Below are 18,119 nucleotides of genomic sequence, written 5' to 3' on the forward strand. Positions count from 1 at the left end.
GATAGCGACTCAGACTCAGATAGCGATTCAGATTCAGATAGCGATTCAGACTCAGACAGCGATTCAGATTCAGACAGCGACTCAGACTCAGATAGCGACTCAGATTCGGACAGCGATTCAGACTCAGATAGCGACTCAGACTCAGACAGCGATTCAGACTCAGATAGCGACTCAGACTCAGATAGCGACTCAGATTCAGACAGCGATTCAGATTCAGACAGTGATTCAGATTCAGACAGCGACTCAGACTCAGATAGCGATTCAGACTCAGATTCAGATAGCGATTCAGACTCAGACTCAGATAGCGATTCAGATTCAGACAGCGACTCAGATTCGGACAGCGACTCAGACTCAGACAGTGATTCAGATTCAGATAGCGACTCAGACTCAGATAGCGACTCAGATTCAGACAGTGATTCAGACTCAGATGCAGGTAAGCACACACCTGTTAAACCAATGAGTACTACTAAAGACCATCACAATAAAGCAAAAGCATTACCAGAAACAGGTAATGAAAATAGCGGCTCAAATAACGCAACGTTATTTGGCGGATTATTCGCAGCATTAGGATCATTATTGTTATTCGGTCGTCGTAAAAAACAAAATAAATAATACAGCTTATACCAGGTCCGTGAGGCCTGGTTTTTTATTTCAAAATTTATGAAATGTATCTTATGTTTGAGATTAAATAGTGCAATTTTTTAAAAAATATAACATAAATCAACATAAATTTAATTCATCTTTACATTAAAAGTACAAACGAATAAGAAAAGCAATTAAACACAGTATCAAACCATTTAAAACAATTGATATAAAAAACAAACGAATAATTAAAAATTACTAGAATTAATTTATTCAAACCAAAGTGTAAAATAACAGTCTTAGATAAATAAATTTATTTAAAGTATTGTGCTTTATCTAAAAATGTATTACGATGGGAATACAAATTTTTATATGTAAAAATATTAATTTTTTGCAAATATTGATATTTTAAAGGAGATTTATATGATTAACAGGGATAATAAAAAGGCAATAACAAAAAAGGGTATGATTTCAAATCGCTTAAACAAATTTTCGATTAGAAAGTATACTGTAGGAACTGCATCGATTTTAGTAGGTACGACATTGATTTTTGGTCTAGGGAACCAAGAAGCTAAAGCTGCTGAAAACACTAGTACAGAAAATGCAAAACAAGATGATGCAACGACTAGTGATAATAAAGAAGTAGTGTCAGAAGCTGAAAATAATTCGACAACAGAAAATGATTCAACAAATCCAATTAAGAAAGAAACAAATACTGATTCACAACCAGAAGCTAAAGAAGAATCAACTACATCAAGTACTCAACAACAGCAAAATAACGTTACAGCTACAACTGAAACTAAGCCTCAAAACATTGAAAAAGAAAATGTTAAACCTTCAACTGATAAAACCGCGACAGAAGATACATCTGTTATTTTAGAAGAGAAGAAAGCACCAAATAATACAAATAACGATGTAACTACAAAACCATCTACAAGTGAAATTCAAACAAAACCAACTACACCTCAAGAATCTACAAATATTGAAAATTCACAACCGCAACCAACGCCTTCAAAAGTAGACAATCAAGTTACAGATGCAACTAATCCAAAAGAACCAGTAAATGTGTCAAAAGAAGAACTTAAAAATAATCCTGAGAAATTAAAAGAATTGGTTAGAAATGATAGCAATACAGATCATTCAACTAAACCAGTTGCTACAGCTCCAACAAGTGTTGCACCAAAACGTGTAAACGCAAAAATGCGCTTTGCAGTTGCACAACCAGCAGCAGTTGCTTCAAACAATGTAAATGATTTAATTAAAGTGACGAAGCAAACAATCAAAGTTGGCGATGGTAAAGATAATGTGGCAGCAGCGCATGACGGTAAAGATATTGAATATGATACAGAGTTTACAATTGACAATAAAGTCAAAAAAGGCGATACAATGACGATTAATTATGATAAGAATGTAATTCCTTCGGATTTAACAGATAAAAATGATCCTATCGATATTACTGATCCATCAGGAGAGGTCATTGCTAAAGGAACATTTGATAAAGCAACTAAGCAAATCACATATACATTTACAGACTATGTAGATAAATATGAAGATATAAAATCACGCTTAACTCTATATTCGTATATTGATAAAAAAACAGTTCCAAATGAGACAAGTTTGAATTTAACATTTGCTACAGCAGGTAAAGAAACAAGCCAAAATGTCACTGTTGATTATCAAGATCCAATGGTCCATGGTGATTCAAACATTCAATCTATCTTTACAAAATTAGATGAAGATAAGCAAACTATTGAACAACAAATTTATGTTAACCCATTGAAAAAATCAGCAACCAACACTAAAGTTGATATAGCTGGTAGTCAAGTAGATGATTATGGAAATATTAAACTAGGAAATGGTAGTACCATTATTGACCAAAATACAGAAATAAAGGTTTATAAAGTTAACTCTGATCAACAATTGCCTCAAAGTAATAGAATCTATGATTTTAGTCAATACGAAGATGTAACAAGTCAATTTGATAATAAAAAATCATTTAGTAATAATGTAGCAACATTGGATTTTGGTGATATTAATTCAGCCTATATTATCAAAGTTGTTAGTAAATATACACCTACATCAGATGGCGAACTAGATATTGCCCAAGGTACTAGTATGAGAACAACTGATAAATATGGTTATTATAATTATGCAGGATATTCAAACTTCATCGTAACTTCTAATGACTCTGGCGGTGGTGACGGTACTGTTAAACCTGAAGAAAAGTTATACAAAATTGGTGACTATGTATGGGAAGACGTTGATAAAGACGGTGTTCAAGGTACAGATTCAAAAGAAAAGCCAATGGCAAACGTTTTAGTTACATTAACTTACCCGGACGGTACTACAAAATCAGTAAGAACAGATGCGAATGGTCATTATGAATTCGGTGGTTTGAAAGACGGAGAAACTTATACAGTTAAATTCGAAACGCCAGCTGGATACCTTCCAACAAAAGAAAATGGAACAACTGATGGTGAAAAAGACTCAAATGGTAGTTCTGTAACTGTTAAAATTAATGGTAAAGATGATATGTCTTTAGACACTGGTTTTTATAAAGAACCTAAATATAATCTTGGTGACTATGTATGGGAAGATACAAATAAAGATGGTATCCAAGATGCTAATGAACCTGGTATCAAAGATGTCAAGGTTACATTGAAAGATAGTACTGGAAAAGTTATTGGTACAACTACTACTGATGCCTCGGGTAAATATAAATTTACAGATTTAGATAATGGTAACTATACAGTAGAATTTGAAACACCAGCAGGTTACACGCCAACGGTTAAAAATACTACAGCTGAAGATAAAGATTCTAATGGTTTAACAACAACAGGTGTCATTAAAGATGCAGATAATATGACATTAGACAGTGGTTTCTATAAAACACCAAAATACAGTTTAGGTGATTATGTTTGGTACGACAGTAACAAAGACGGCAAACAAGACTCAACTGAAAAAGGTATTAAAGATGTGACAGTTACATTGCAAAACGAAAAAGGCGAAGTAATTGGAACAACTAAAACAGATGAAAATGGTAAATATCGTTTCGATAATTTAGATAGCGGTAAATACAAAGTTATTTTTGAAAAGCCTGCTGGCTTAACACAAACAGTTACAAATACAACTGAAGATGATAAAGATGCAGATGGTGGCGAAGTTGACGTAACAATTACGGATCATGATGATTTCACACTTGATAACGGATACTTCGAAGAAGATACATCAGACAGTGATTCAGACTCAGACAGCGATTCAGACTCAGATAGCGATTCAGACTCAGATAGCGACTCAGATTCAGACAGCGATTCAGACTCAGATAGCGACTCAGATTCAGACAGTGACTCAGACTCAGATAGCGACTCAGACTCAGACAGTGACTCAGACTCAGACAGCGATTCAGATTCAGATAGCGACTCAGACTCAGATAGCGACTCAGATTCGGACAGTGATTCAGACTCAGATAGCGACTCAGATTCAGACAGCGACTCAGATTCGGACAGCGACTCAGACTCAGATAGCGACTCAGATTCGGACAGCGACTCAGACTCAGATAGCGATTCGGACTCGGATGCAGGAAAACATACACCTGTTAAACCAATGAGTACTACTAAAGACCATCACAATAAAGCAAAAGCATTACCAGAAACAGGTAGTGAAAATAACGGCTCAAATAACGCAACGTTATTTGGTGGATTATTTGCAGCATTAGGTTCATTATTGTTATTCGGTCGTCGCAAAAAACAAAACAAATAATACAATATGACCCAGGTCCTTGTGGCCTGGTTTTTTTATAATTACACATGCAATAGATGTATTTTTCATATAAAATAAACAATAAAGATACGGAATAAAACTTATATGAGGCGATAATATGAATTACATTTTAGGAACAATTTTAGAAAGTAAAATTACAGGTGTAGAAAAAGCGCAAATAAATAGATTGAAGTTGTTCAAACAACACGGCATATCTTCAAAATGTGTATATGTTAAATGGAATCCTTATTCATACACATATGCGAAGCAACATCAGATTGAAAATGATGTATTTACAATGTATGACTATTTTCAAAAAGCAATCAATTATAAAAAGACAAAGCAAGTTAACTGGATACAGTATTGGGAAAAGTCATGTAGGTACACATTGAAATTTGTGGAAAATTCAAATGATGTCAGAATATATGATGAAGAGCAATTTGTAATGTATGCACATTTTTTAGATAAACAGTATCATCATTTAAACTATGTGAATTATTTTGATCATAAAAGAAGAAAAGTAAAACGCGAATTGTATGATGGAAGAGGCTTTTTAAGTTGTTCTCGAATTTTAGGTGAAGGACAACGGATTGTACTCGAAAATTACTATACACCTAATGGGGAAATCGTCATCCAAAAATATTTCGACGATATAAAAGGGAAAAACACGCTCACAAAGGTTATCTTAAATGAAGATCAGCATCAACAATTTTTTGATACAGAAGATGAATTAGTTCAATATTTTCTCCATCAATTATGTAAAAATAATGATCAAATCATATTAGATCGTCCTCATGAATTAGGAAATGTTATAGCGGGATTAAATCAAAGTATTCCAGTTATTGTTGTGCTCCACAGTACACATTTAGCCGACACCGGTAATGGTATAAAAAGTTTTTATAAAACAGTGTTTAATAATTTAACACGTTATAAAGCGATTGTTGTATCAACAGAACAGCAATGCCAAGATATTTCACAATATATTGAAAATAAAATACCAGTTATCAATATTCCGGTTGGCTACGTGGCAAATTTAAAGTATCAATTTGACATCAATCAAAAGGAGAAAAATCATATCATATCAATTGCTCGCCTCGTTGAAAATAAACAAATTAAACATCAAGTTGAAGTGATCAAGCAATTAGTAACAAAACATCCCAATATTCAATTAAATATTTATGGACATGGAAATGGTTTGTCAGAATATCGACAACTTGTAGAAGATTATCATTTATCGGAACATGTAAAATTTCATGGTTTTAAGACGCATATTAATGAAGAGATTGCTAAAGCAGAACTGATGTTATCGACAAGTAAAATGGAAGGTTTTGGCTTAGCAATTTTAGAGTCGCTTTCAGTAGGTACACCAGTGATCAGTTATGATGTAGATTATGGTCCATCAGAACTGATTCAAGATGGATTTAATGGCTATTTAGTACCTCAAGGTGACATCAATCAAATGGTTGAAAAGGTCGACCAATTACTAAATAATACTCAAAAATTGCAACAGTTTTCGATTAATAGCATAGAATCTGCACAACAGTACAATGCAACTACTATCAGTACAAAGTGGCAAAATATTTTAAACTAAGTCAAAAGAAAAAAGCATTTTCCTAGAATCATCTATTTAACAAACAACGTTCATACGAACTTACATGTTTAGTTAAATGACATAGGAAAACGCTTTTTTTTTATAAAAATAAAGGTGAAGTACATTTATATAAGACGAACAAATTGGTCCCATTGTTTAATTAACGACGCTTTACTATATTGTTGCGCTTTTGCCAAACTACCTTTTGACAGTCGTTGCTGTACTTCAGGATGATCAATCACATATTTTACTTTATCAAATAGGGCATCTTCATCATTTTTAGTAATTAAATAACCATTGAAATCAGGCGTAATTAATTCGTTAGGTCCATATTTAATATCATAACTAATAACTGGAACACCATGTGCTAAAGATTCAAGTAGCGCTAAAGAGAAACCTTCCATGTTACTTGTTATTAAACTCAAATAGGCATCGCTATATTCTTGGTCTAGATTGCTTAAAAAGCCGCGTAAGTAAACATGATTTTCCAATCCATATTTTTGTATCAATTCATTTAATTTTTTACTTTCAGAACCAAAACCATACATATGAAGCTCTATTTTTGGGACATACGATACTAAGCGTTTAATTAATTCAATTTGTTGATGTAATTGTTTTTCAGGTGAATAACGAGCAACGGAAATTAATTTAACACTGCGCTGATCTAATGTTTGGACTGGTGTATCAATTGTTTCACTATAGCCGACAGGAATATTAACAACTGGAATAGTACGGTTAATACGTTTTTCAACATCTAATTTTTGCTGCTCAGTAGAAACGATAATTGCACGATATCGAGATAAATTTTCAAACATCGCTTTATATACATTTTTAAATGGCGATGAATCTAATGCATCAATATTTTTAATGTGTGTACTGTGAAGCACAGCTACTACTGGGATTGACTCAGGCGTTAAGTTGAAAATAGGTGCTGTGTACACATTACGGTCACTGAAAAATAAATCCCCATGTTGATATAGTTGTTTAATGAAAAATGCGCCTAATTCCGTTTCATTATTAAAGAAATATTGTTTGTTAGCATAGTAAACAATAATTTTTTGTACTTCTGGTTTGCCATCTTTGTAAGAAAAATACTTTTCTAATTTTGTGTCACCTTCTGGATTATAGAAAAATTCACATAATGTTTGTTGTTTATCAACAAGAATCCTACTACAACTTAAAAAGCCACGCACATCATAAAAATCACGTTTTACTTTTCGTCTTTGACTATCAAAATGATTCACATAATCTAATATACGATATTTAGGATCTTGAAAATGGGCATACATTAAGAAACGCTCTTGATCATATATTCTAAAGTCATGACTATTTTCAACATGTTTTAAAGTATAATGACATTCATCAGTCCAATACGACAACCAGTCAAATGGTTCATTGCGTTCTAAATATGTTGCTTCTTGGAAGAAATCATACATATTAATATAGTCAGAACTAGTAATATAATTTTGGGCATTTCTATATAAATATCTATTCCATGACAGAAATACACATTGCGCTGGTCTTCCCATTTCTTTAAATAAATTTAAACGATTAATAATTGCTTTCTCTATCCCAGTTAAATTAACACCTAAACTATTACCTACAAAATAATTCATTTACAACACCACTTATATCTATTTTTTATAATTATATCACATAATATTTAATTACTTCTTTTAACTGGAAGATGTGTTTATTTATAAAACAACAAGTTTTGATATTTATAATGGTAGTAGTTATTCAGTCAACTACGACCAATATATCATTGTAGAGTTTAGGAAATTGATTTATGACTCAGGCACATCAAATGAGAAGATTTATAAAAGAGATATACAACTCTAGAAGGTATAATAAAAACGCGCAACTACTGTTACGCGTTTGAATTAATCATATGATATTATTTGCGATACTTTAATTTAGCGAAAGCATCATGTTGATGGATAGACTCTTCATTACGACATTCGATATCGAAACCGTCTAACCAATCAAATTCAACTAAGTCCGCGGCAATTAAACGAATTAAGTCTTCGACAAAACGTGGATTTTCATATGCACGCTCTGTCACACGTTTTTCATCAGGACGTTTTAAAATAGGGTATAGAATTGAACTTGCATTAGCTTCCATTGCATCTAAAATTTTATTTTTATAGTCATCAACTATGTCTTGATCTTTATTAATATATGTTTTAACAGTGACAACACCACGTTGGTTGTGCGCTGAATACTCACTTATTTCTTTTGAACAAGGGCATAGCGTTGTGACAGTTGCTTCAATAGTAAGTTCTTTACGTGTAACTTTATCACCGTCAATTGCTAATCCATAAGTGACATCGGCATTACCAACTGCTTTAATATTTGTGGTTGGACTATAGCGATCAAAGAACCATTTCCCAGAAACATCAACGCCTGCCGCATTTTGTTTCATATTCGTTTGTAAAGTGCGTAACACCTGATAAAGTGTATTAAATTCAAGTTCAATACCATTATCATAGTGCTTTTCAACACTTTCAATTATACGGCTCATATTAATACCTTTTTCGTCTTTTGTTAAACTTGTTGAAAAACTAAATGTGCCAGCTGTTTGATACTGGTCAACAAGTACAGGGTACACTAAGTTTTTAATACCAACTTCTTCTATTTCAAATAAAAAATCTTTATGTGTACTTTGTAAGTCTGTCATTTCGTTCTTAGTAGTAGGTTTCGTGCCTTCAATAGGATCTACGGAACCAAAGTGTTTCCAACGACCTTCTCGTGTCGATAAATCAAATTCAGTCATTTTTTTCCTCCGTTAAGATTTAAAGTGATATGTCCAATATGGTTCGACTGTTAAAAAGCTGTGTTGTTTACCATCGATTTCAGGACTTGCTAATTGTTTTAAAAATGGACCTGTTTGAGAAGCATGTGCTTCAAATGCCTTAATTTTAAGTTCTTTAAAATCTGTAATATCATTTTGAATATCAGGTTCTCCAAGAGCTTCGGTTGCATCATTACTGAACGCAACTAAAGTTAAACGAGGGCGTTCTTCTTTAGGCATGCGTTCAACCGTTCGAATTACAGCGTCTGCTGTTGCTTCGTGATCAGGATGTACTGCATATCCAGGATAAAATGAAATAATCAATGATGGATTTGTATCATCGATTAAAGATTTAATCATACCATCTATATGTTCGTAGGGTTCAAATTCGACAGTTTTGTCACGTAAACCCATTTTTCTTAAATCAGTAATACCAATAACTTTACAAGCTTCTTCTAGTTCACGCTCACGAATACTTGGTAATGATTCGCGTGTTGCAAATGGGGGATTACCTAAATTTCTGCCCATTTGTCCTAGGGTTAAACATGCATATGTTACAGGTATGCCTTTTTGGATATAACTTGCTAATGTGCCTGCAGATGAGAAGGTTTCATCATCAGGATGTGGAAATATTACTAATACATGTCTTTCGTCAGTCATGTTGATGCCTCCTCTATAAATTAAATGGTCGCTCACTAATTTGAAGTGCTGCAGCGAGTTGACCTTCGTAATTAAAACCTGCAATTAAAAATTCATCATGTTCATTGACCTCAAAATGCGTTAGACCTTGTACATAAACCCAACCACCATTTGATAGTTTAAGACCAATGCGATAAGGTTCTTTATTACCACCTTTTAGTTGTGCATGCGTATATGTTATTTGTATGTTTCTTAAAAAAGTACCAGCATTAAAAACACGTTGATCGAAATGGTTCGCATAGGCCCCATTTGTCGTTTCAACATGCAGATACACAGGTTTATGTTCAAAAGAAGCAAGTAAATCTATAACTTCTTGTTCTTTAATTGGTTCCAACACGTTCACTCCTTACACTATCAATGTGTTTATCTTTCTATTTTACTAAAAACTATTCGATAATTGTATACGATTGCTCAATTATTTATAAATTAATTTTCATGAAGGGTAATTACTCAGGATTACGTAATCATACAGCATTCGTTTTTTACTTTTAAAAATCAAAAATTTGTTGGAATTTGAAAAGTGTTAAACATTAAAAATGATGCTATATTAATGGTGTATGAATGAATTCATAAGTTTTTAAAATGTATTAAATTTGTGGAGGCATGTAAACAATGAAAGTATTAAACTTAGGATCGAAAAAACAAGCATCATTCTATGTTGCATGTGAGTTATATAAAGAGATGGCATTTAATCAGCACTGTAAACTAGGTTTAGCAACTGGTGGTACAATGACAGATTTGTATGAACAACTTGTTAAGTTATTAAATAAAAATCAGTTAAACGTAGATAATGTATCCACGTTTAATTTAGACGAATATGTAGGTTTAACCGCATCACATCCGCAAAGTTATCACTATTATATGGATGACATGCTTTTCAAACAATATCCTTATTTTAATAGAAAGAACATTCATATTCCAAATGGAGATGCCGATGATATGAATGCGGAAGCGTCAAAATATAATGACGTTTTAGAACAACAAGGTCAACGTGATATTCAAATTTTAGGTATTGGAGAAAATGGTCATATTGGATTTAATGAACCTGGTACGCCGTTTGATAGCGTTACTCATATCGTTGATTTGACTGAAAGTACTATTAAGGCTAATAGTCGATATTTTAAAAACGAAGATGATGTTCCAAAGCAAGCCATTTCGATGGGACTTGCTAATATTCTTCAAGCCAAACGTATCATTTTACTCGCATTTGGTGAAAAGAAACGTGCTGCTATTACACATTTATTAAATCAGGAAATTTCTGTTGATGTTCCAGCCACATTACTTCACAAACACCCGAATGTTGAGATATATTTAGACGACGAAGCTTGCCCGAAAAATGTTGCGAAAATTCATGTCGATGAAATGGATTGATTGCAATGTTTAATTAAGAAATGCCTCGGGAAAGGTTCCAATAGAAAGATAAAAAGCATTGGAAGGATGATTTTTAGTGGAATTACAATTAGCAATTGATTTATTAAACAAAGAAGACGCGGCTGAGTTAGCAAATAAAGTAAAAGATTATGTAGATATCGTAGAAATCGGTACGCCAATCATTTACAACGAAGGTTTACCAGCAGTTAAACATATGGCAGACAACATTAGTAATGTAAAAGTATTAGCAGACATGAAAATTATGGATGCAGCTGATTATGAAGTTAGCCAAGCAATTAAATTTGGCGCGGATGTAATTACAATACTAGGTGTTGCAGAAGATGCATCAATTAAAGCAGCTATTGAAGAAGCTCATAAAAATAATAAACAATTACTAGTTGATATGATTGCTGTTCAAGATTTAGAAAAACGTGCAAAAGAACTAGATGAAATGGGTGCGGATTATATTGCAGTACACACTGGTTATGATTTACAAGCAGAAGGGCAATCACCATTAGAAAGTTTAAGAACCGTTAAATCTGTTATTAAAAATTCTAAAGTTGCAGTAGCAGGTGGAATTAAACCAGATACAATTAAAGAAATTGTCGCTGAAAGTCCTGATCTTGTTATTGTTGGTGGCGGAATCGCAAATGCAGATGATCCAGTAGAAGCTGCAAAACAATGTCGCGCTGCAATCGAAGGTAAGTAATATGGCTGAATTTAGTGACTATCAATTAATTCTAGATGAATTAAAGATGACTTTGTCACATGTTGAAGCGGATGAATTTTCAACGTTTGCGTCCAAAATACTACATGCTAAACATATATTTGTAGCTGGCAAAGGACGTTCAGGATTCGTGGCGAATAGCTTTGCAATGCGCTTAAATCAGCTCGGCAAACAGGCACATGTTGTTGGAGAATCAACGACACCTGCGATTAAGTCGAATGATGTATTTGTAATTATCTCTGGTTCAGGTTCCACGGAACATTTAAGATTATTAGCAGACAAAGCAAAATCAGTAGGTGCTGACATCGTATTAATTACTACAAATAAAGATTCTGCAATAGGCAATCTAGCTGGGACGAACATCGTTTTGCCTGCAGGTACAAAATATGATGAACAAGGCTCGGCACAACCATTAGGAAGTTTGTTTGAACAAGCATCTCAATTATTTTTAGATAGTGTTGTAATGGGATTGATGACTGAAATGAATGTAACGGAACAAACGATGCAACAAAATCATGCTAATTTAGAATAAAACAAAGATAGTCGATAATATGAGGCCTAGGCAGAAATATTATCGATTATTTTTTTATTTAAATAATAAATTATAGTATAATATCAATAATAAACGAATAGGGGTGTTAATATTGAAGTTTGACAATTATATTTTTGATTTTGATGGTACGTTGGCAGACACGAAAAAATGTGGTGAAGTAGCAACACAAAGTGCATTTAAAGCATGTGGCTTAACGGAACCATCATCTAAAGAAATAACGCATTATATGGGAATACCTATTGAAGAATCATTTTTAAAATTAGCAGACCGACCATTAGATGAAGTAGCATTAGCAAAGTTAATCGATACATTTAGACATACATATCAATCTATTGAAAAGGACTATATTTATGAATTTGCGGGTATAACTGAAGCCATTACAAGTTTGTATAACCAAGGGAAAAAACTTTTCGTGGTGTCTAGTAAGAAGAGTGATGTATTAGAAAGAAATTTATCGGCTATTGGATTAAATCACTTGATTACCGAAGCTGTTGGATCCGATCAAGTAAGTGCATATAAACCAAACCCTGAAGGCATACACACAATTGTGCAACGCTACAATTTAAATAGCCAACAAACGGTTTATATTGGTGATTCAACATTTGATGTTGAGATGGCGCAACATGCTGGTGTACCATCTGCAGCAGTAACATGGGGAGCACATGATGCAAGGTCATTACTTCATTCAAATCCAGATTTTATAATCAATGATCCATCAGAAATTAATACAGTATTATAAAATTTGTTAAAACAGAGAATACCATGGTTAAAATGTATATTCATAAATATTAGATTATACATAGAAATATTTCGCTTTAGATTAGGAATTTAAAATAAATATTTATTAAACATCATGAATTTTTAAAGAGTGATGTCTGATTCGTTGATCATTTATTTTTGTACAAATAAATTAAAGTAAAGACAAAGTTATTGAAGTAAATCGAATATAAACATTTAAATATGATGTCGAAAATGGCGATAGCATATGACTTACATGAAGTTGTGTGCTATCGCTATTTTTAGTTATAATTCCAAAAAGTTAATCGTTCGATGATTTAAGAATTATTATTGTTTAATTCAAATGTATGAGGGTATAAAATCATTGAATTTAATTCGATAAAGTGAAATTTTTGAACAAACATACTTTTGTATTTATATAAAAGTTTAAATTCTTATAAATTTGACAAAACTAATTAACTCCGTATAATTATGAAACATACAAGAGGGAGTGTATGAATTCATGGATTTTAATAAAGAGAATATTAACATGGTGGATGCAAAGAAAGCTAAAAAAACCGTTGTTGCAACCGGTATCGGTAATGCAATGGAATGGTTCGATTTTGGTGTCTATGCATATACAACTGCGTACATTGGAGCGAACTTCTTCTCTCCAGTAGAGAATGCAGACATTCGACAAATGTTGACTTTCGCAGCATTAGCCATTGCGTTTTTATTAAGACCAATTGGTGGTGTCGTATTTGGTATTATTGGTGACAAATATGGACGTAAAGTTGTATTAACATCTACAATTATTTTAATGGCATTTTCAACATTAACCATTGGATTATTGCCAAGCTATGATCAAATTGGACTTTGGGCACCAATACTATTATTGCTTGCAAGAGTACTGCAAGGATTTTCAACAGGTGGAGAGTATGCGGGGGCAATGACATATGTTGCCGAATCATCTCCAGATAAGCTTCGTAACTCATTAGGTAGTGGACTAGAAATTGGGACATTATCAGGTTACATAGCTGCTTCAATTATGATTGCTGTATTAACATTCTTTTTAACAGATGAACAAATGGCATCATTTGGTTGGAGAATCCCATTCTTACTTGGTTTATTCCTAGGATTATTCGGCTTATATTTACGTCGTAAGCTTGAAGAATCACCAGTTTTCGAAAATGATGTTGCAACACAACCAGAACGAGACAACATTAACTTTTTACAAATCATCAGATTTTATTACAAAGATATATTTGTGTGTTTTGTAGCTGTTGTATTCTTCAATGTTACGAACTATATGGTAACTGCATATTTACCAACCTATTTAGAACAAGTTATTAAATTAGATGCAACGACAACAAGTGTATTAATTACTTGTGTCATGGCAATAATGATTCCATTAGCATTAATGTTTGGTAAGTTAGCGGATAAAATAGGTGAAAAGAAAGTATTTCTAATTGGTACTGGTGGGCTAACATTATTTAGTATCATCGCATTTATGTTATTACATTCACAATCATTTGTTGTAATAGTAATCGGTATATTTATATTAGGATTTTTCTTATCAACTTACGAAGCGACAATGCCAGGGTCGTTACCAACGATGTTTTACAGTCATATAAGATATCGAACTTTATCAGTAACATTTAATATCTCTGTTTCGATATTTGGTGGTACGACGCCATTAGTTGCAACATGGTTAGTTACGAAAACTGGAGATCCATTAGCACCTGCGTATTATTTAACAGCAATCAGTGTTATTGGCTTTTTAGTTATTACATTCTTACATTTAAGTACAGCAGGAAAATCTCTAAAAGGTTCGTATCCAAATGTAGATAACGAGCAAGATAGAGCTTATTATGCAGAACACCCAAAAGAAGCATTATGGTGGGTTAAAGAACGTAAGAATTAGAGATTTTAATAAAAAGTATAAATCAATCGTATATAAGCACTTTAAAGCTAGTAGGTTCTGCTAACTTTAAAGTGCTTTTTAAATTGAGAACTGTAATTAGCCGTAATAAAGTTTTTGTATATACATAAACCCCCACTGCAATGATTATCGCAATGGGGGAAAGAGGGGACTTAAAGCATATGTTTAGCTTTGAATACTTAAAATTCTCTTGCTATTGAAATGTTAGGATGTAAATATGTCTTAGAGTATTTTGTCCAACGCAATTAATATTGAGACTCTAACCTTCAATATTATTATAGAGAACACAAACTTAAATAGATTGGGTGACTTATTTGTGTCAGTTATTGCGATTGCGATAACTTCTTTTCTCTATATACATATAGTAACGTCTTATCTAATAAAAAACATGGTACTACAGTATCAAATTTATCTAGGGCTTAAGTTTGATTTTTATAATAGGCAGGTTTACCTGATAAAAATACTTATTCATTATATAATGTTAACAAGATGTATTTTAAAGTTTACATTGAGTGAGGGATATTGATGAACGTAATTTTAGAACAGTTGAAAACACATACTCAAAATAAACCTAATGACATAGCATTACATATCGATGATGAAACAATTACATATAGTCAACTAAATGCCCGCATCACTAGTGCAGTTGAATCTTTGCAGAAATATTCACTTAATCCTGTCGTTGCTATTAATATGAAATCACCGGTGCAAAGTATTATTTGTTATTTAGCTTTGCATCGTTTACATAAAGTGCCTATGATGATGGAAGGTAAATGGCAAAGTACTATACATCGTCAATTGATTGAAAAATATGGTATTAAAGATGTAATTGGAGATACAGGTCTCATGCAGAGTATAGATTCACCGATGTTTATTGATTCAACGCAATTACAGCACTATCCCAATTTATTACATATTGGTTTTACTTCAGGGACAACTGGACTGCCAAAAGCATATTATCGTGATGAAGATTCATGGTTGGCTTCTTTTGAAGTTAATGAAATGTTGATGTTAAAAAATGAAAATGCAATAGCAGCCCCTGGACCACTATCGCACTCGTTAACATTATATGCGTTATTGTTTGCTTTAAGTTCCGGTCGTACTTTTATAGGACAGACCACTTTTCATCCTGAAAAGTTACTTAATCAATGTCGTAAAATATCATCATACAAAGTTGCTATGTTTCTTGTTCCAACGATGATTAAATCATTATTGTTAGTTTACAACAATGAACATACAATCCAATCATTTTTTAGCAGTGGAGATAAGCTGCATTCTTCTATTTTTAAAAAGATAAAAAATCAAGCAAATGACATAAATTTGATTGAATTTTTTGGTACATCGGAAACCAGTTTTATCAGCTATAACTTGAATCAGCAAGCACCAGTTGAATCAGTAGGTGTGCTATTTCCAAATGTGGAATTGAAAACAACGGATCACGATCACAATGGTATAGGAACTATTTGTATAAAAAGTAATATGATGTTTAGTGGCTATGTAAGTGAACAATGTATAAATAATGATGAATGGTTTGTTACTAATGATAATGGCTATGTAAAAGAGCAGTATTTATATTTAACGGGACGTCAACAGGATATGTTAATTATTGGTGGTCAAAATATATATCCAGCACATGTTGAACGCCTTTTAACGCAATCGTCGAGCATTGATGAAGCAATTATCATCGGTATTCCAAATGAGCGTTTTGGTCAAATAGGCGTATTGCTTTATTCTAGTGATGTGACACTTACACATAAAAATGTAAAACAATTTTTAAAAAAGAAAGTGAAACGCTATGAAATTCCATCGATGATTCATCATGTAGAAAAGATGTATTACACTGCAAGTGGTAAAATTGCTAGAGAAAAAATGATATCGATGTATTTGAGAGGTGAATTATAATATGAATCAAGCAGTCATAGTTGCAGCTAAACGAACTGCATTTGGGAAATATGGTGGCACTTTAAAACATTTAGAGCCAGAACAATTGCTTAAACCTTTATTCCAACATTTTAAAGAGAAGTATCCAGAGGTAATATCTAAAATAGATGATGTAGTTTTAGGTAATGTTGTTGGGAATGGTGGCAATATTGCAAGAAAAGCATTGCTTGAAGCGGGGCTTAAAGATTCAATACCTGGCGTCACAATCGATCGGCAATGTGGGTCTGGACTTGAAAGTGTTCAATATGCATGTCGCATGATCCAAGCCGGAGCTGGCAAGGTATATATTGCAGGTGGTGTTGAAAGTACAAGTCGAGCACCTTGGAAAATCAAACGACCGCATTCTGTGTACGAAACAGCATTACCTGAGTTTTATGAGCGTGCATCATTTGCACCTGAAATGAGCGACCCATCAATGATTCAAGGTGCTGAAAATGTGGCCAAGATGTATGATGTTTCAAGAGAATTACAAGATGAATTTGCTTATCGAAGTCATCAATTGACAGCGGAAAATGTAAAGAATGGAAATATTTCTCAGGAAATATTACCTATAACCGTTAAAGGAGAAATATTCAACACTGATGAAAGTCTAAAATCACATATTCCGAAAGATAACTTTGGCCGATTTAAGCCCGTGATCAAAGGTGGGACCGTTACCGCTGCGAATAGTTGTATGAAAAATGATGGTGCAGTTTTATTGCTTATTATGGAAAAAGATATGGCATACGAATTAGGTTTCGAGCATGGTTTATTATTTAAAGATGGTGTTACGGTAGGTGTTGATTCTAATTTTCCTGGCATTGGTCCAGTACCAGCCATTTCCAACTTACTAAAAAGAAATCAATTAACGATAGAAAATATTGAAGTCATTGAAATTAACGAAGCGTTCAGTGCACAGGTGGTTGCCTGCCAACAAGCTTTAAATATTTCAAATACGCAATTAAATATATGGGGTGGTGCATTAGCATCAGGTCATCCATACGGTGCAAGCGGTGCCCAATTAGTGACGCGATTATTTTATATGTTTGACAAAGAGACTATGATTGCATCTATGGGGATTGGGGGAGGTCTAGGAAATGCAGCATTATTCACTCGATTCTAACCAGCGATTAAATGTGTCATTTTCTAAGGATAGTGTGGCTGCATATTATCAGTGTTTTAACCAACCTTATAGAAAAGAAGTACCACCATTAATGTGTGCGTCATTATGGTCAAAATTTGATTTATTTAAAAAATATGCAAATAGCGAACTGATTTTAACAAAATCAGCAATTAATCAAACTCAAAAGATAGAAGTAGACACAATATATGTAGGACGTTTAGAAGATATTGAATGCCGACAGATTCGCAATATCACACGTTATACAATGGCTTTAACATTAACTAAAAATGATCAACATGTCATAACGGTTACACAAACTTTTATTAAGGCGATGAAGTAGA

General features: G+C 33.1%; 15 protein-coding genes. 11 read left to right on the top strand and 4 right to left on the bottom strand.

Annotated elements, in window-relative coordinates; all coding sequences use genetic code 11:
• The 3 genes from IDG65_RS00005 to sdgA form a co-directional block, all read left to right on the top strand.
• The coding region (locus tag IDG65_RS00005) for an LPXTG cell wall anchor domain-containing protein (protein WP_142301511.1) at positions 1-612 on the top strand (612 nt) is incomplete at its 5' end.
• Between the two features lie 393 nt (positions 613-1,005).
• The gene (locus IDG65_RS00010; protein WP_061385065.1) at positions 1,006-4,341 is read left to right on the top strand and encodes an SdrD B-like domain-containing protein; all 3,336 of its coding nucleotides are present in this window, start codon (positions 1,006-1,008) and stop codon (positions 4,339-4,341) included.
• 118 nt (positions 4,342-4,459) lie between these two features.
• Positions 4,460-5,932, top strand: coding sequence for a serine-aspartate repeat adhesin O-glycosyltransferase SdgA (sdgA, locus tag IDG65_RS00015; RefSeq protein ID WP_001106735.1), 1,473 nt, complete (start codon positions 4,460-4,462; stop codon positions 5,930-5,932).
• Positions 5,933-6,057: 125 nt separating this feature from the next.
• On the opposite strand, the gene sdgB is transcribed toward sdgA, so the two are convergent.
• From sdgB to IDG65_RS00035, 4 genes are all read right to left on the bottom strand, one after another.
• Positions 6,058-7,548, bottom strand: a complete 1,491-nt coding sequence (sdgB, locus tag IDG65_RS00020) for a serine-aspartate repeat adhesin O-glycosyltransferase SdgB (protein WP_001106118.1) — start codon at positions 7,546-7,548, stop codon at positions 6,058-6,060.
• Positions 7,549-7,829: 281 nt separating this feature from the next.
• Positions 7,830-8,708, bottom strand: a complete 879-nt coding sequence (gene folE2, locus IDG65_RS00025) for a GTP cyclohydrolase FolE2 (RefSeq protein WP_000134232.1) — start codon at positions 8,706-8,708, stop codon at positions 7,830-7,832.
• A gap of 12 nt (positions 8,709-8,720) precedes the next feature.
• A complete protein-coding gene (gene bshB2 / locus IDG65_RS00030; RefSeq protein WP_000129068.1) occupies positions 8,721-9,386 on the bottom strand; it encodes a bacillithiol biosynthesis deacetylase BshB2 in 666 nt (221 codons plus the stop codon).
• A 13-nt stretch (positions 9,387-9,399) separates the two neighbouring features.
• Positions 9,400-9,762 carry a YojF family protein gene (locus IDG65_RS00035; protein ID WP_001547756.1) on the bottom strand — a complete coding sequence of 121 codons (363 nt, stop codon included), beginning with the start codon at positions 9,760-9,762 and terminating at the stop codon, positions 9,400-9,402.
• A gap of 275 nt (positions 9,763-10,037) precedes the next feature.
• Here IDG65_RS00035 and nagB point away from each other — a divergent pair, with 275 nt between their 5' ends.
• The 8 genes from nagB to IDG65_RS00075 all read left to right on the top strand — a co-directional run bounded on the left by nagB (position 10,038) and on the right by IDG65_RS00075 (position 18,118).
• On the top strand, positions 10,038-10,796 hold the full coding sequence (gene nagB / locus IDG65_RS00040) for a glucosamine-6-phosphate deaminase (RefSeq protein WP_000866415.1): 759 nt from the start codon (positions 10,038-10,040) through the stop codon (positions 10,794-10,796).
• 76 nt (positions 10,797-10,872) lie between these two features.
• Positions 10,873-11,505: a 3-hexulose-6-phosphate synthase gene (gene hxlA / locus IDG65_RS00045; RefSeq protein ID WP_000422864.1), complete on the top strand. Its 633-nt coding sequence runs from the start codon at positions 10,873-10,875 to the stop codon at positions 11,503-11,505.
• Between the two features lies 1 nt (position 11,506).
• Positions 11,507-12,055, top strand: coding sequence for a 6-phospho-3-hexuloisomerase (hxlB, locus tag IDG65_RS00050; protein WP_000807391.1), 549 nt, complete (start codon positions 11,507-11,509; stop codon positions 12,053-12,055).
• A gap of 112 nt (positions 12,056-12,167) precedes the next feature.
• Complete coding sequence (locus tag IDG65_RS00055; protein ID WP_000667102.1) at positions 12,168-12,815, top strand: HAD family hydrolase; 648 nt, start codon at positions 12,168-12,170, stop codon at positions 12,813-12,815.
• Between the two features lie 501 nt (positions 12,816-13,316).
• Positions 13,317-14,717, top strand: a complete 1,401-nt coding sequence (locus IDG65_RS00060; protein WP_000347056.1) for an MFS transporter — start codon at positions 13,317-13,319, stop codon at positions 14,715-14,717.
• Positions 14,718-15,260: 543 nt separating this feature from the next.
• A complete protein-coding gene (locus IDG65_RS00065; RefSeq protein ID WP_001100840.1) occupies positions 15,261-16,637 on the top strand; it encodes a long-chain fatty acid--CoA ligase in 1,377 nt (458 codons plus the stop codon).
• Between the two features lies 1 nt (position 16,638).
• On the top strand, positions 16,639-17,778 hold the full coding sequence (locus IDG65_RS00070) for a thiolase family protein (RefSeq protein ID WP_001070676.1): 1,140 nt from the start codon (positions 16,639-16,641) through the stop codon (positions 17,776-17,778).
• The gene (locus IDG65_RS00075; protein WP_001165072.1) at positions 17,753-18,118 is read left to right on the top strand and encodes a hypothetical protein; all 366 of its coding nucleotides are present in this window, start codon (positions 17,753-17,755) and stop codon (positions 18,116-18,118) included. The genes IDG65_RS00070 and IDG65_RS00075 overlap by 26 nt, the downstream gene beginning before the upstream one ends.
• Position 18,119 lies beyond the last annotated feature (1 nt).

The sequence above is a fragment of the Staphylococcus sp. EG-SA-17 genome, assembly GCF_017151845.1.
In the GTDB taxonomy this organism is placed as follows: domain Bacteria; phylum Bacillota; class Bacilli; order Staphylococcales; family Staphylococcaceae; genus Staphylococcus; species Staphylococcus aureus.

Coding starts and splice junctions, on each gene's coding strand:
- IDG65_RS00010 (WP_061385065.1), top strand. CDS start 1,006: ATGATTAACAGGGATAATAAAAAGGCAATAACAAAAAAGGGTATGATT.
- sdgA (WP_001106735.1), top strand. CDS start 4,460: ATGAATTACATTTTAGGAACAATTTTAGAAAGTAAAATTACAGGTGTA.
- sdgB (WP_001106118.1), bottom strand. CDS start 7,548: ATGAATTATTTTGTAGGTAATAGTTTAGGTGTTAATTTAACTGGGATA.
- folE2 (WP_000134232.1), bottom strand. CDS start 8,708: ATGACTGAATTTGATTTATCGACACGAGAAGGTCGTTGGAAACACTTT.
- bshB2 (WP_000129068.1), bottom strand. CDS start 9,386: ATGACTGACGAAAGACATGTATTAGTAATATTTCCACATCCTGATGAT.
- nagB (WP_000866415.1), top strand. CDS start 10,038: ATGAAAGTATTAAACTTAGGATCGAAAAAACAAGCATCATTCTATGTT.
- hxlB (WP_000807391.1), top strand. CDS start 11,507: ATGGCTGAATTTAGTGACTATCAATTAATTCTAGATGAATTAAAGATG.
- IDG65_RS00060 (WP_000347056.1), top strand. CDS start 13,317: ATGGATTTTAATAAAGAGAATATTAACATGGTGGATGCAAAGAAAGCT.
- IDG65_RS00065 (WP_001100840.1), top strand. CDS start 15,261: ATGAACGTAATTTTAGAACAGTTGAAAACACATACTCAAAATAAACCT.
- IDG65_RS00070 (WP_001070676.1), top strand. CDS start 16,639: ATGAATCAAGCAGTCATAGTTGCAGCTAAACGAACTGCATTTGGGAAA.
- IDG65_RS00075 (WP_001165072.1), top strand. CDS start 17,753: ATGCAGCATTATTCACTCGATTCTAACCAGCGATTAAATGTGTCATTT.